We start from the raw sequence: 13,223 nt of genomic DNA, 5'->3' as shown, positions 1-13,223 counted from the left end.
CGGTTCTCGTGGCCGGTGGGCCAGGTGCGATCAGGCCGCGGTCGTGACGGCCTTCAGGGCAGTGGTGGAGTCGGCGGCCAGGCCGGCGGGAATGTTCCCGCGCTTGGCCAGGGCGTTCTTGACCGCCATGAAGTCGAGCGGGTGGTTCACGCAGTCCGCGGCGACGATCTGCCCGGACCGGTAGTAGAGGACGGAGAACTTGCCCTTGGTGTCGTCGCGGCGGACCACGGTGTGGTCGTATCCCGTCGACAGCCCGGCGATCTGCAGCTTCAGGTCGGCCTGGTTCGACCAGAACCACGGAATCCCCGCGTATTCCGACCTCCGCCCGGTGAGCGAGTAGGCCGCGACCTTGGCGTGCTCGATCGCGTTGTTGACGCTCTCGATGCGGATCCGGTCGCCCGCCGGCGCGCCGGGCACCGGGTTCGGCATGTTCGCGCAGTCCCCGACCGCGACGGTCACGCCGTCGGAGGCCAGCGCGTACTCGTCGACACGAATTCCGTTGTCGCACAGCAGTCCGAGCGACTGTGCCAGCTCGACGTTGGGAATCACCCCGATGCCCACGAGCACGATCTGCGCCGCGATGACCCGGCCGTCGGCCATCCGGACCGCGGTGACGGCGCCGTCGACACCCTCGACGGCCGCGATCTGCGCGTCCAGTTCGATGTCGAGGCCCCGCCGGCGGTGCGCGTCGAGGAAGAACTCGGAGGTCTCCGGGCCGACGGCGCGCCCCACCAGCCGCGGTCCGGCCTCCAGAACGGTGACCCGCTTGCCCATCTTCAGTGCGCTCGCGGCCGCCTCGAGCCCGATGAACCCGCCGCCGATCACGACGACGTCGGTCGCGCCCGGCATGAGCGCCTTCAGTGCCAGCGCGTCGTCGGCGTTGCGCAGGTACACGACCCCGGACAGCTCGCTGCCCTCGAGGTCCAGGTGCCGGGCGCGCGCACCGACCGTCAGGGCCAGGCGGTCGAACGGGAAGCGCGCCCCCGATGCGGCCGTGGCGACGCCCGAACCGTCCGACTCCCTGTCGATCGCCGTGATCCGCTCGCCCTTGACGAGGCGGATCCGGTGCTCCTCCCAGTACTCGGCCGTCCGGAAGATCAGCGACTCCGAATCCACCGTGCCCTGCAGGAAGTCCTTGGACAGCGCCGGACGCTGGTAGGGACGGTGGTCCTCCTCGCCGAGCAGGGTGATCGGCGGCTCGTAGCCGAGGGCCCGCAGTGAACCCGCCAACTGCACGCCCGCCTGGCTGGCGCCGATGATCAGCAGGCCGGTGTTCGACTTCTCCGTAGTGGTGTCCATTTCTACACTTGCGTTTCCGGCGTGCTCACGTGCAGATCCGAGTCCGCGGTGAGCTTGATCTGGCAGGACAGGCGGGAGCAGTCCTCCCGGTCGATCGCGGTGCCGTAGAGCATCTCGTCCTCCATCTCGTCCAACGCGGGGAGCCCGGCGAAGTCGTCCTCGCGGACGAAGACGTGGCAGGTGGCGCAGGACAGCGAACCACCGCACTCGGCGACGATTCCCGGGATCCCGTTCTTCATCGCGAGCTCCATCACGGATTCGCCGACGTTGCCGTCGACCACGCGGGTGGCGCCGCCGTGATCGGTGAAGGTGACCTTGGGCATGGGTGTCTCACTCCTAGATGAACTGGCGTCCGCCGTCGACGACGAGGGTCTGCCCGGTGATGTACTTGCTGTCGGGACCGGCGAGAAAAAGTGCGGCACCGACGATGTCGTCCGGCTGGCTCGCACGCTTCAGTGCGCCCCGCTCGACGCCGTAGTTCTCGGCGCCCTCGATCAGGCCGTGGCTGGCCTCGGTGAGGGTGAAGCCGGGGGCGATGACGTTGACGGTGATCGACCGGCGGCCGAGCTCCTTGGCCATCACCCGCGTCAGCGCCACCACCCCGCCCTTCGAGGCGACGTAGTGCATCCACTGCTCCGAACCGCTGAGGATCGTCGCCGACGAGACGTTGACGACGGCCCCGCCTTCGCGCAGGTACGGACTGCACGCTCGCGCACACATCCACGGCCCCTTGAGGTTCACCGCCATCACCCGGTCCCATTCGGCGGGGTCGATCTGCTCGAACGGACTGCGGGTCACCGCGGCGTAGATGGCGGCGTTGTTGACGAGCACGTCGATCCCGCCGCCGCCGAACTCGGCGACCTCCGACGCCATCTCGTCCGTGGACTCGACCGAGATGACGTCGACGGTCACCGCGACGGCGTCCGCGCCGCGGTCGGCGACCAGGCCGGCCGTCTCCCTCGCGCCGGCGCCGTCGATGTCCGCGACCGCCACCCGGTATCCCCGCTCCGCGAAGCCCAGGGCGAACGCCCGCCCCAATCCGCCTGCGGCGCCGGTGATCAGCACGGTCCTCACGTCGTCCGACATCACGACTCCAGGATCGTGACGACGCCGGTGCCGCCGTCGACGCGCAGCAGCTGACCGGTCACGATCTGCGTCGACGCCGAGCCGGTGCCGGTGACGGCGGGCAGCCCGTACTCGCGGCAGACGATCGCGGCGTGGCTCATCATGCCGCCGATGTCGGTGACCGTCGCCCTGATCTTGCCGAAGATCGGCCCCCAGGACGGGGCGGTGATCGGCGCGACGAGGATCTCGCCCTCCTGGACCTCGGACAGCTCGTCCGCGCTGGTCACCACGCGGGCGACACCCTCGACGACACCGGGCGAGGCGGCCATGCCGCGCAACCCGCCGGAGGTGTCCTCGTCGTCGCTGAGCCACTGCTGCACCTGCTCGGTGGTGATCCCGTACAGCATGCTGGTGAACGGTTCGGTGATGAACTCCGGCGGCGTGTTCAACGCCGGCTCGGGTCGCCGCGACTTCAGCGCGTCGACGATCCCGCGTCGGCGCTCGATCTCCCGGGGCCAGTAGCTCGGACCGATCGGGGCCGCGCCCACGCCCCAGCCGGTGGCGAGGTCGAACAGCGCCTCGCGGACCTCACCGCGGCTCAGGTACAGCAGGTCGTCCGGCTGCTCCCAGAAGCCCTCCTCGTGCATCATCCGCGACAGTTCGCGGACCTTGCGCCAGAACACCCCCATCGTCCAGTGCTCGATGTAGAAGTTGTGGTTCTCCACGTACGGGTATGCGGTGCGCGCCAATTCGAGCTTGGCGTCGAACGTGTCCCGGTCCTCGCCGCTCAGCAGGTCGCGGTACTCGGCGGCGACTCGGACCCGCTCCGCCGCCAGCTGCTCGACCGGCCGCATGATGTCCTGCCCGGCCAGCAGCCGGCGAATGTAGTCGGCGATGTAGGCGAGGGGGATGTCCTGGTGCTCGATCCAGTACTTGTCGTGGCCGTAGAAGCCGTTGCCGACAGTGAAGTTGAACCACGGGTCCTGCGCGGCCCGGTAGGTGGCGAGCCACTTCTCGCCATTCGCCGCGGCCGCGATCCGGCCGAGGGTGCCGTCGACATCGCTCGGGTCGTCGAACAACCCGTCCAGACCGAGCTCGACGGCCAGCGTCGCCAGCGTCTTCAGCTCGTCGTCGGGCCGGAACAGCTCCATGTCCACGCCCTGCACCATCATTGCGATCGCCTGATCCGGGATGTTCGGGAACACCTCCTTGCAGAAGCCGAAGAAGTCGAGATACGCGATGTACCCGAGGTTGAGGAACTCGAAGTGGTACTGCCAGTTCTGGTAGCACAGCTGGATCAGCCGGTCGAAGTTCTCCAGCAGCACCTCGCTGCCGTCCTTCGCCTTGCCGGACGTGATGTCCTCCATCGGCACCATGTCGGGCAGCTTCGCGAACTCCAGCCCGGCCATCTCGTCGATGGTGGTGCGCACCTTCTTGTGCCACTCCTCGAGCAGTCGCTCCCAGTTCTGGTAGTAGTACGCCGCCCGCGCCTCGAAATGCGGTACCCGCGCCTCGAACTCCTCCTCGGGCGCCGGGATCGGCGACATGTACAGGTAGCCCAGATGAATGCGGAACTCGATGCCGTTCGAGTTCGGGATCAACAGGTGCCGAGTGTTGTACTGGCCCAGGCACTTGACGGCGAACTCGCCGCCGATGGTCTCGAACGGCTTGAACACCGTCGGCCAGTGCTGACTGTCGCAGAACCAGAACTTCTTGTCCTCGGCCTCCTTCAGGCTGTCCTGGAAGACCATGTTGTACGGGTACAGCTCCTGCCACCCCTGCGCGCCCTCGGGCGTCTCGAGGTCGAAGGGGCTGGGGAAGGACTTCATCGACATGGGATGTTCCTCAGGGTTCTCGGGATTGGGTGTGGGTCAGCGATGGGAGTGGGGGCGGGCCATCGACCTGGTGATACCGGACATGACCAAGCCGGCTCGCGGCTTCGCCGGAGCGTCCGTGGGCGGGGTCGCCGACGCAACGGACACGGCGGGCTTCGACGACCAGACCGTCTCCGGGCGGGACTGCAGCAGCAGCAGGTTCTCGCCGTCGGGCAGGTCCGCGTCGAGGGCCCATTCGATGTCCTGCGGGCACCCGTAGTGCTTCTCGGCGCGCTTGGCGATCGTCGCCACCGTCCGCAGGTCGGCATCGGACATGCACCGGCACTCACGGCGCCGCGGTTCCACCTCCCGCTCGATCAGACTGTGGGACTCGGCATCCGGGATCAGCTCGGCGTGCTTGGCGCCGACCGTCTCGGCCACCACGGTGAGCATCACCTTGTCCAGGACGATGTTGTCCGGGGTGACCAGACCGGAGACCACCATCTCCCCGACGCCGTAGGAGGCGTCGACGACGATCTTCGACCGGTCGCCGTTGGTGGGGTCGAGGGTCATCGCGACACCGGCGACCTTGGCGTTGACCATCTTCTGCACGGCGACCGCCATCGACAGGCCCTCGTCCGGGATGTTGTTCTTCAGTCGGTAGGTGATCGCGCGGCTCGTGTACAGCGACGCCCAGCACCGGCGGATGTGCTCGGCCACCGACTCGCGGTCGGTCAACCACAGGTAGGTGTCCTGCTGGCCGGCGAAGCTCGCGTCGGGCAGGTCCTCGGCGGTCGCGGAGGATCGCACCGCCACCGGAACGGGCTCGTCGAAATGCGACTGCAGGCGCTCGTAGGCCTCGATCGTCGACTGTCGCAGACGGTCCGGGACCGGTCGCGAGGTGATCGCGTCGCGGATCCGGGCCGAGACCGCGTCCACCTGCGCGACGTCGTCCGGGTCGAGATCTGCCAGCAGTCGCGCGATACCGTCGCCGATACCGGATTCGGCGACGAAGTCGTCGTACAGTGCGGTGGTGACCGCGAACCCGGGCGGGACCGGCATGCCGGCCTGAGTCATCGACACCAGCGATGCGCACTTGCCGCCGAGCAACTCGTGCCGCGGCGCGGTGTCGTCGTCGAAGAACTGGATGTAGGGACGCTCGTCCGTTCCGTCCCACCGCACCGGCACCGCGGTGGGCACCCGGAACGACAGGTTGTCGCCGAACGTGATTGCCTCGGGATCGACAAGCTCGAGGTCCGGGGCCAGCGTCAGCACCTGCTCCACCGCGATCCGCGCCTGCAGCTTGGCGAGCATGTTGCCGAGGCAGTAGTGGATGCCGAAGCCGAACGCCAGGTGCTCACGTGCGTTGCCGCGGGAGATGTCGAAGACCTCCGGGTCCTCGAAACGGGCGTCGTCCCGGTTCGCGGACCCCATCAACAGCAGCACGTTCGCGCCCTCTGGGATCGTGGTCCCCCCGATCCCGCTGTTCCGCAGCGCCTTCCGTCGCCACCCGACGATGGACGGGCTGAACCGCAGCACCTCGTCGATGGCGGCGGGGATTCGCTTCGGGTCCGCCGCGAGCGCCTCCCACTGGTCGCGGTGCGCGAGCAGCAGGCGCAGCGTGTTGGAGATCAGCGTCGTCGTGGTCTCGTGGCCGGCGAACAGCAGGCTGTAGCAGACCGACGCGATCTCGTGGTCGCTGATCGGATCTCCGTCCTGCTGTGCACGCACCAGGTCCGCGACCAGGCTGTCGCCGCCGTGCGCATGCGCCTGCGCCACGAGCCGCAAGCACTCCTGCCAGTACTCGACGAGGTTGTGCGCGTGTGGGATCTGCTCCTCGTCGGTCAGGTCGCCCCACGTCATCGCGGCCCGCGAGTCGGACCAGCGCTTGAAGGTGTCCACCTTGCCCGTGTCCGCGCCGATCAGCGTCAGGATGGTGACGGTCGGCACCTCGTAGGCGAGGTCCCGCAGCAGGTCACCACGCCGCTCCGGTCGCGCGAGCATCGCCCGCAACTGGGTGTCGACGTTGTCGCGGATGAACGGTTCGAGGGCCTTGTACCGGCGCGGGGTGAACGCCTTCGACACCACCTTGCGGATCCGGGTGTGCTCCGGGGGAATCCGCGCCGACAGACCGGAGTACGCGGTGAATCCCCCGTCCTCCATGATCTTTCGTGCCTGCGGACCGCGCTCTCGGACCGGCGCCTGGGCGTTCTCACTGCTGAAGGTCTCCCAGTCGTCGAAGACAGCCTTGACGTCCTCGTACCGGGTGACCACCCAGCAGTCGATCCGCTCGTCGTACATCACCGGTTCGTCGGCGCGCAGCTGGGCGTAGGCGGGGAAGGGGTCGGTCATCGAGAACGGCTCGTAGCCGTGGTGAGCGACGGGGCAACCGACGGCGGGCTCGTGATCGGTCGGGGCAGACATGCGAACTCCTGAAATCGGGTCGGGTACGACACGTGCGATGGACGTGGCGAAAGTCATTGCAGGACAACCTCTTCGAGGAACGTCACTGCGGGGAGAGGTCGATCGGGGCGATCCGAGCGAGGCTCACGCCATCGCTCGGGCCGGCTCGGCGTAGAGGCGCTCCTGGGTCCGGGCAGCGGTTGGTCGCGGGGCCCGGTCGGACCCGAGGCCCAACCAGCGCTGCACCGTCGCGAGCCCGTGTGGGGTGAGCGCGATGCCGAACGCGCACACGTCACGGCCGAGCGGTCCGAAGTCGGCGACCGACCCCGCCGCCGTGATGTTTCTCTCCATGCAAGCCTCCTTGTGATGACCACCACTGTGGCCTGAGGAGGGTCACTCACCAAGCAAATGATTCCGTTCAACGGAAGGGCCGAGCCAGAAGCTACGTATTGCCTGTTCAACAGACTGCGGCAGGCCACAGAAGAGCTTCTCGATGCGGGTCGCCGTGCCGCGCATCGCCGGAAGGAATCGGGGAGTCTCGGCGAACCGCGCGCTCGGCAACACGATTCCGAGCGACGCGACGACGTCTCCCTGAGGGGCGTGCACCGGCACCGCGACCGAACACAGACCCAGCGCGATCTCCTCCTGCGTCTGCGCATAGCCGAGCTCGCGCACGGACTCCAGTTCGCGCGCCAGCCTGCGCGAATCGGTGATGGTGTAACGGGACCTCCGTTCGAGGACCGTCGAGAGGTAGGCCTGCCGGAACCAGTCGTCCTCGTGCGCGAGCAGGACCTTCCCGACCGCGGTGGGGTGCAGCGGCAGCCTGCCCCCGACCCGCGCGATCCGCGGCACCCGCCGGCTGCCGTAGATCCGGTCCACATAGATGACTTCGGTGCCGCGCCGGACCGCGAAGTGGACGGTCTCGTGCGTCAGGTCGAACAGGTCCTGGAGCGGCGAGTGGACGATGTCTCGCAGCCGCCGGCCGGCGTTCTGGCCGATCTCCCACAGCCGGATGCCCACCTGATAGCGCCCGTCCGGACCGCGCTGAAGTGCACCCCACTGCTCGAGCTCGGCGACGAGGCGGTGCACCGTGCTCAGCGGCAGTCCCGCAGTAGTCGCGATGTCGGTCAGCTGCAGCGGCCCCGGCGCGGATTCGAAGGTCCCGAGGATCGCCAGCACACGGGAGGTCGTGGTCCGCCCCGGCTCGCGTGGTTGTCCGGCCATTGTCACCTCTGTCCTGTCGACTGATCTGCGTCAGCCGTTCCGTCGTTATCCTGTCGCGGGTCCGGACCCGCCGACGACGGCGCCCCGGCAGAGTGGCCGAGGCGCCGCGCGCGGAGGTCGTGGACCGGTGTCGGCAAGCAGATGACCCGCTGCGAGCCGTGCACCAGCCCATGGATCGTCGCGAGTCACGCTACGGCCTCGAGACCATGTGCATCGGTGGCGGGCAGGGCCTTGCCCCCGTCTTCGAGAGCCTGGTTGCAAGAAGGAACACCGAAGGCCCCCACTCGATCGAGTGGGGGCCTTCGGCGGCAGTTCGACCTACGCCGACTTGTCGCGACGCTCGCGTTCCGGCTTGCGCGGCACGATCGTCGGCAGCACGTTGTCGTTGACCGTCTCCGCGGTGACGACCACCTTGGCGACGTCGTCGCGGCTCGGGATGTCGTACATCACCGGCAGCAGGACCTCTTCCATGATGGCCCGCAGCCCACGGGCACCGGTGCCGCGCAGGATCGCCTGGTCGGCGATCGCCTCGAGCGCGTCGGAGGAGAACTCGAGTTCCACCCCGTCCATCTCGAACAGCCGCATGTACTGCTTGACCAGTGCGTTCTTCGGCTCCGACAGGATCTGGACCAGCGAGTCCTTGTCGAGGTTGGTCACCGAGGCCAGCACCGGCAGACGCCCGATGAACTCGGGGATCAGACCGAACTTGATCAGGTCCTCCGGCATCACCTCGGCGAAGCGGTCCTGGGTGTCGAGCTCCGCCTTCGAGTGCACCTCGGCGCCGAATCCGATGCCGCGCTTGCCCACTCGGTCCGAGACGATCTTCTCGAGACCCGCGAACGCACCCGCCACGATGAACAGCACGTTGGTGGTGTCGATCTGGATGAACTCCTGGTGCGGGTGCTTGCGTCCGCCCTGCGGCGGCACGCTGGCCTGAGTGCCCTCGAGGATCTTCAGCAGCGCCTGCTGGACACCCTCGCCGGACACGTCCCGGGTGATGGACGGGTTCTCGCTCTTGCGGGCGATCTTGTCGACCTCGTCGATGTAGATGATGCCGGTCTCGGCGCGCTTGACGTCGTAGTCGGCGGCCTGGATCAGCTTGAGCAGGATGTTCTCGACGTCCTCGCCGACGTAGCCGGCCTCGGTCAGCGCCGTCGCATCGGCGATCGCGAACGGGACGTTGAGCATCTTCGCCAGCGTCTGCGCGAGGTACGTCTTGCCGCAGCCGGTGGGGCCCAACATCAGGATGTTCGACTTCGCCAGCTCGACGGTCTCGCCCCGCACCTCCCGGCCCTTGTCCCCGGCCTGGATGCGCTTGTAGTGGTTGTAGACCGCGACCGCGAGGGTCCGCTTGGCCGCGTCCTGGCCGATCACGTAGTTCTCGAGGAAGTCCCGGATCTCGGCCGGTTTGGGCAGCTCGTCGAGCTTGACCTCACTCGACTCGGCGAGCTCTTCCTCGATGATCTCGTTGCACAGGTCGATGCACTCGTCGCAGATGTACACACCCGGCCCCGCGATGAGCTTCTTCACTTGCTTCTGGCTCTTGCCACAGAAAGAGCATTTCAGCAGGTCGCCGCCGTCACCGATGCGTGCCATCTCGTCAGGTCCCTACTTCCTTCTCAGCTGCACTAGCTACGGAGCCCGCCGGACTCCGCGAGCGGACGGGTCTCGAATCCCGGACCCTCCGCGGGCGAATGCCCCTCATGTGACGGTACCCGCACTCCGGGAACCAGGTCACTTCTTGGCGGGGTTTCGCGCCGCCTGTCGCGGCGGCGCGCGCCCCSGACCCGTGACGGGKCCGGGCGGCGCGGACGACTACTTCTGCGCGGATAGCTTCCGGTACTCGAGCACGTCGTCGATGATTCCGTACTCCTTGGCCTGCGCGGCCGTGAGGATCTTGTCGCGGTCGGTGTCCTTGCGGATCACCTCGGCGTCCTTGCCGGTGTGCCGGGCGAGGGTGTCCTCCATCAGGCGACGCATGCGCTCGATCTCGGCGGCCTGGATCTCGAGATCCGAAACCTGACCCTGGATTCCGCCGCTCGACGGCTGATGGATCAGCACGCGGGCGTTCGGCAGGGCCAGGCGCTTGCCGGGGGTACCGGCCGCCAGCAGCACCGCGGCCGCGGACGCCGCCTGGCCGAGGCAGACGGTGGTGATGTCGGCGCGCACGTACTGCATCGTGTCGTAGATCGCCATCAGCGAGGTGAACGAGCCACCGGGCGAGTTGATGTACATGGTGATGTCGCGGTCGGGATCGAGCGACTCGAGCACCAGCAGCTGCGCCATCACGTCGTTCGCGGAGGCGTCGTCAACCTGCACGCCGAGGAAGATGATGCGCTCCTCGAACAGCTTGTTGTACGGGTTGGACTCCTTGACGCCGTAGCTGGAGTGCTCGATGAACGACGGCAGGATGTAACGGGACTGCGGCGCGGCCGGTGCCTGGCCGCCTAGAGCGCGGGGATCGAAGAGGTTGCTCATCAGTTCTCCAATGGATGAAGTGGACGCAGGACGGGGCGGGCCGGCTCAGTTGCCGGCGCCACCGGCCTCGCGTGCGCGGGAGACGACGTGGTCGACGAAGCCGTAGTCGAGGGCTTCCTGCGCCGTGAACCAGCGGTCACGATCCGAGTCGATGGTGATCTGCTCGAGCGTCTGACCGGTGTGCTCGGCGATCAGCTCGGCCATCTCGCGCTTGGTGTGCTTGAACTGCTCCGCCATGATCGCGATGTCGCTGGCCGAGCCGCCGATTCCGGCCGACGGCTGGTGCATCATGATCCGCGCGTGCGGCAGGGCGTAGCGCTTGCCCTTGGTGCCTGCCGAGAGCAGGAACTGCCCCATCGACGCGGCCAGGCCCATGCCGAAGGTCGCGATGTCGCACTCCGCGAACTGCATGGTGTCGAAGATCGCCATGCCGGCGGTGACCGAGCCGCCCGGCGAGTTGATGTACAGGGAGATGTCGCGCGTCGGGTCCTCCGCCGAGAGCAGCAGGATCTGGGCGCAGAGCTTGTTGGCGATGTCGTCGTCGACCTGGGTACCGAGGAAGATGATGCGCTCGCGCAGCAGGCGCTCGAACACCGAGTCGCTGAGGTTCAGGCCCGAAGTGGCCGAAGTCATGGCGGGACTCTGAAAAGTCCCCGGGTTCTGTGAAGTCACGGTACCTGCCTTCTCCATAACTGAAACGTTGGTTCTTGTCACTGACACTAACGAACAGGGACGGCCCCGGAGTCCCGGTGCCGTCCCTGTTCGCTGTAGGCGTGAAACCTAGCTCTCGTCGGACTCCGCGGCCTCGGCCGAGTCGTCGGCCTTGCCGTTGCCGAACATCTCGGCGGTGTCGACGGTCTCGCCGGCGGTGTCGGTCACGGTGAACTTCTCGACGACCGAGGCCAGCGCCTTGCCGCGACGGACGTCGGCGAACACCGCGCCGAGCTGACCGGCCTGCTGGACCTGCTGGATGAACTGGTCGGGCGAGATGCCGTAGCGCTGCGCCTGGAAGATGATCCGCTCGGTCAGCTCCTGCTGGTCGACCTGCGTGCCCTCGGCCTCGGCGATCGCGTCGAGCAGCAGCTGGGTCTTGACGCTGCGCTCGGCGGCGTCGGTGGTGTCCTTGTTGAACTCCTCGCGGCTGCTGCCCTGCTCCTCGAGCAGCTTGTCGAGGGCGGCCTCGTCGTGGTCCAGGCCGTGCACGGCGTCGTGCAGTGCGGCGTCGACCTCGGCCTTGACGATGGCCTCGGGCAGCGGGACCTCGACGGTCTCGAGCAGGGTCTCGAGGACCTTGTCGCGGATCTGACCGGCCTGCTCGACCTTGCGGACGCGACCGACACGCTCGGTCAGGTCTGCCTTGAGCTCCTCGAGGGTGTCGAACTCGCTCGCCAGCTGGGCGAACTCGTCGTCGGCCTCGGGCAGCTCGCGCTCCTTGACGGTGCCGACGGTGACCGTGACGACGGCCTCCTTGCCGGCGTGCTCACCGGCGACCAGCGTGGAGGTGAACTCCTTGGACTCGCCGGCCTTCAGACCGATGAGCGCCTCGTCGAGGCCCTGGATCAGCTGACCCGAGCCCACCTCGTGGGACAGGCCGCTCGCGGTGGCCTCCGGGACGGCCTCGCCGTCGACGGTCGCGGCGAGGTCGATGGAGACGAAGTCGCCGTCCTGCACGCCCCGCTCGACACCCGTGAGGGTGCCGAAACGCTGACGCAGCGAGAGCAGCTGCTCGTCGACGGCCTCGTCGGTGATCTCGACCGGGTCGACGGTGACGGTGAGCGCGCTGTAGTCGGGCAGCTCGATCTCGGGGCGGACGTCCACCTCGGCGGTGAAGGTCAGCTGCTCGCCGTCCTCCAGCTTGGTGATCTCGATCTCGGGCTGGCCGATGACCTTGACCTGGCCGGCCTCGACAGCCTCGGAGTAACGCGAGGGCAGTGCGTCGTTGACGACCTGCTCCAGCACGGCACCACGGCCGACGCGGGCCTCGAGCAGCTTGGCCGGAGCCTTGCCGGGACGGAAGCCGGGGAGACGGATCTGCTGCGCGAGGGCCTTGTATGCCTTGTCGAAGTCAGGCTTGAGCTCCGCGAAGGGCACCTCGACGTTGATACGGACCCGTGTCGGGCTCAGCTGCTCGACGGTGCTCTTCACGGACATGCTCCTTCGTGTGGTCTTACTAGTTGCCATGCGGCACTGATCTTCAGCACCGCACATGTTGCGTCGTTGTTCCTGGTCGGGGTGACAGGATTTGAACCTGCGACCCTCCGCTCCCAAAGCGGATGCGCTACCAAGCTGCGCTACACCCCGTTAGGTCCGCGAGGCTCCGGCGACCGCGATCTTGCGCTGCGACGACGACTCCGTGAAGGAATCCTACGGGCACCCGATTGGCGATGACAAAGCGAGGTTATGTACAGTCTGACTCGCAGACGACATCAGTGGCGATCCCAGGTTGTCGTATGCGCGGGGATGTAGCTTAGTGGTAAAGCCTCTGCCTTCCAAGCAGATGATGCGGGTTCGATTCCCGTCATCCCCTCCATAGGGTGTTCACCCATCAGCGCTCGCTTCGTTCACCTAGTTGGACCTGCGGACGGTTTTCGAACGCCGATTCCCCCTCGACTGCGCCTCGCCGGCCCGATTCGGCGCATCTCCGACCTGATTGCGGCGCGATTCGCATCCAGACTGAGCCGAGTGTCGCTCCTGACTCAGCTACGGACGGCCGCTTCCGCGATGTGGTCGAGGTCGAGCCGCGGAATCCATGGATTTCGCTGTCGGTGCGGGATCGCTGTCTGCCGGACCTGGCGGCTACCAGGGACTCCTCGTGCCGCACGGAGGCGAAGAGTCACGCCGCCGCCGAATTTCGGTTAGCGCCCCTTGCAAGAATTCAGATCGCATCGGGCTGGGTGCCGCTTTGCGCTCTGACCCCACGGTGGCGGGCAAAGCCGGCAG

11 protein-coding genes, 2 tRNA genes and 1 pseudogene are annotated in these 13,223 nt (G+C 67.5%); 1 reads left to right on the top strand and 13 read right to left on the bottom strand.

Annotated features, from left to right (window positions below):
• Positions 1-30 precede the first annotated feature (30 nt).
• The 13 genes and pseudogenes from AC1DWC_RS12515 to AC1DWC_RS12455 all read right to left on the bottom strand — a co-directional run bounded on the left by AC1DWC_RS12515 (position 31) and on the right by AC1DWC_RS12455 (position 12,584).
• Positions 31-1,299 carry an NAD(P)/FAD-dependent oxidoreductase gene (locus AC1DWC_RS12515; protein ID WP_477908449.1) on the bottom strand — a complete coding sequence of 423 codons (1,269 nt, stop codon included), beginning with the start codon at positions 1,297-1,299 and terminating at the stop codon, positions 31-33.
• Positions 1,300-1,301: 2 nt separating this feature from the next.
• Positions 1,302-1,622 carry a 2Fe-2S iron-sulfur cluster-binding protein gene (locus tag AC1DWC_RS12510; RefSeq protein ID WP_477841379.1) on the bottom strand — a complete coding sequence of 107 codons (321 nt, stop codon included), beginning with the start codon at positions 1,620-1,622 and terminating at the stop codon, positions 1,302-1,304.
• A 13-nt stretch (positions 1,623-1,635) separates the two neighbouring features.
• Positions 1,636-2,385, bottom strand: a complete 750-nt coding sequence (locus AC1DWC_RS12505; protein WP_477908447.1) for an SDR family NAD(P)-dependent oxidoreductase — start codon at positions 2,383-2,385, stop codon at positions 1,636-1,638.
• Positions 2,385-4,199 carry a PEP-utilizing enzyme gene (locus AC1DWC_RS12500; RefSeq protein ID WP_477908445.1) on the bottom strand — a complete coding sequence of 605 codons (1,815 nt, stop codon included), beginning with the start codon at positions 4,197-4,199 and terminating at the stop codon, positions 2,385-2,387. Before AC1DWC_RS12500 ends, AC1DWC_RS12505 begins: the two co-directional genes overlap by 1 nt.
• A 36-nt stretch (positions 4,200-4,235) precedes the next feature.
• Positions 4,236-5,360: a PEP/pyruvate-binding domain-containing protein gene (locus tag AC1DWC_RS12495; protein ID WP_477908513.1), complete on the bottom strand. Its 1,125-nt coding sequence runs from the start codon at positions 5,358-5,360 to the stop codon at positions 4,236-4,238.
• A pseudogene (locus AC1DWC_RS12490) lies at positions 5,349-6,602 on the bottom strand (cytochrome P450); the annotation flags it as partial. The gene AC1DWC_RS12495 and the pseudogene AC1DWC_RS12490, both read right to left, overlap by 12 nt.
• A 123-nt stretch (positions 6,603-6,725) precedes the next feature.
• The gene (locus tag AC1DWC_RS12485) at positions 6,726-6,932 is read right to left on the bottom strand and encodes a hypothetical protein (protein ID WP_477908443.1); all 207 of its coding nucleotides are present in this window, start codon (positions 6,930-6,932) and stop codon (positions 6,726-6,728) included.
• A 42-nt stretch (positions 6,933-6,974) separates the two neighbouring features.
• Complete coding sequence (locus tag AC1DWC_RS12480; protein WP_477908441.1) at positions 6,975-7,805, bottom strand: IclR family transcriptional regulator; 831 nt, start codon at positions 7,803-7,805, stop codon at positions 6,975-6,977.
• A 318-nt stretch (positions 7,806-8,123) separates the two neighbouring features.
• On the bottom strand, positions 8,124-9,401 hold the full coding sequence (gene clpX / locus AC1DWC_RS12475; RefSeq protein WP_072844933.1) for an ATP-dependent Clp protease ATP-binding subunit ClpX: 1,278 nt from the start codon (positions 9,399-9,401) through the stop codon (positions 8,124-8,126).
• Between the two features lie 219 nt (positions 9,402-9,620).
• Positions 9,621-10,283 carry an ATP-dependent Clp protease proteolytic subunit gene (locus AC1DWC_RS12470; RefSeq protein ID WP_477841387.1) on the bottom strand — a complete coding sequence of 221 codons (663 nt, stop codon included), beginning with the start codon at positions 10,281-10,283 and terminating at the stop codon, positions 9,621-9,623.
• Positions 10,284-10,328: 45 nt separating this feature from the next.
• Positions 10,329-10,916, bottom strand: coding sequence for an ATP-dependent Clp protease proteolytic subunit (locus AC1DWC_RS12465; RefSeq protein ID WP_072844931.1), 588 nt, complete (start codon positions 10,914-10,916; stop codon positions 10,329-10,331).
• Positions 10,917-11,063: 147 nt separating this feature from the next.
• Entirely contained in the window at positions 11,064-12,428 is a 1,365-nt protein-coding gene (tig, locus tag AC1DWC_RS12460; RefSeq protein ID WP_169888308.1) for a trigger factor, read from the bottom strand.
• Between the two features lie 79 nt (positions 12,429-12,507).
• Positions 12,508-12,584, bottom strand: a tRNA-Pro gene (locus AC1DWC_RS12455).
• A gap of 155 nt (positions 12,585-12,739) precedes the next feature.
• Here AC1DWC_RS12455 and AC1DWC_RS12450 point away from each other — a divergent pair.
• Positions 12,740-12,813, top strand: a tRNA-Gly gene (locus AC1DWC_RS12450).
• Positions 12,814-13,223: the final 410 nt, after the last annotated feature.

The organism is Rhodococcus sp. P4_C10, from assembly GCF_056402135.1.
Note: the sequence above shows the minus strand (reverse complement) of the source record. Positions and strands in the feature narration are given on the sequence as shown.

Coding starts and splice junctions, on each gene's coding strand:
- AC1DWC_RS12515 (WP_477908449.1), bottom strand. CDS start 1,299: ATGGACACCACTACGGAGAAGTCGAACACCGGCCTGCTGATCATCGGC.
- AC1DWC_RS12510 (WP_477841379.1), bottom strand. CDS start 1,622: ATGCCCAAGGTCACCTTCACCGATCACGGCGGCGCCACCCGCGTGGTC.
- AC1DWC_RS12505 (WP_477908447.1), bottom strand. CDS start 2,385: ATGTCGGACGACGTGAGGACCGTGCTGATCACCGGCGCCGCAGGCGGA.
- AC1DWC_RS12500 (WP_477908445.1), bottom strand. CDS start 4,199: ATGTCGATGAAGTCCTTCCCCAGCCCCTTCGACCTCGAGACGCCCGAG.
- AC1DWC_RS12485 (WP_477908443.1), bottom strand. CDS start 6,932: ATGGAGAGAAACATCACGGCGGCGGGGTCGGTCGCCGACTTCGGACCG.
- AC1DWC_RS12480 (WP_477908441.1), bottom strand. CDS start 7,805: ATGGCCGGACAACCACGCGAGCCGGGGCGGACCACGACCTCCCGTGTG.
- clpX (WP_072844933.1), bottom strand. CDS start 9,401: ATGGCACGCATCGGTGACGGCGGCGACCTGCTGAAATGCTCTTTCTGT.
- AC1DWC_RS12470 (WP_477841387.1), bottom strand. CDS start 10,283: ATGAGCAACCTCTTCGATCCCCGCGCTCTAGGCGGCCAGGCACCGGCC.
- AC1DWC_RS12465 (WP_072844931.1), bottom strand. CDS start 10,916: ATGACTTCGGCCACTTCGGGCCTGAACCTCAGCGACTCGGTGTTCGAG.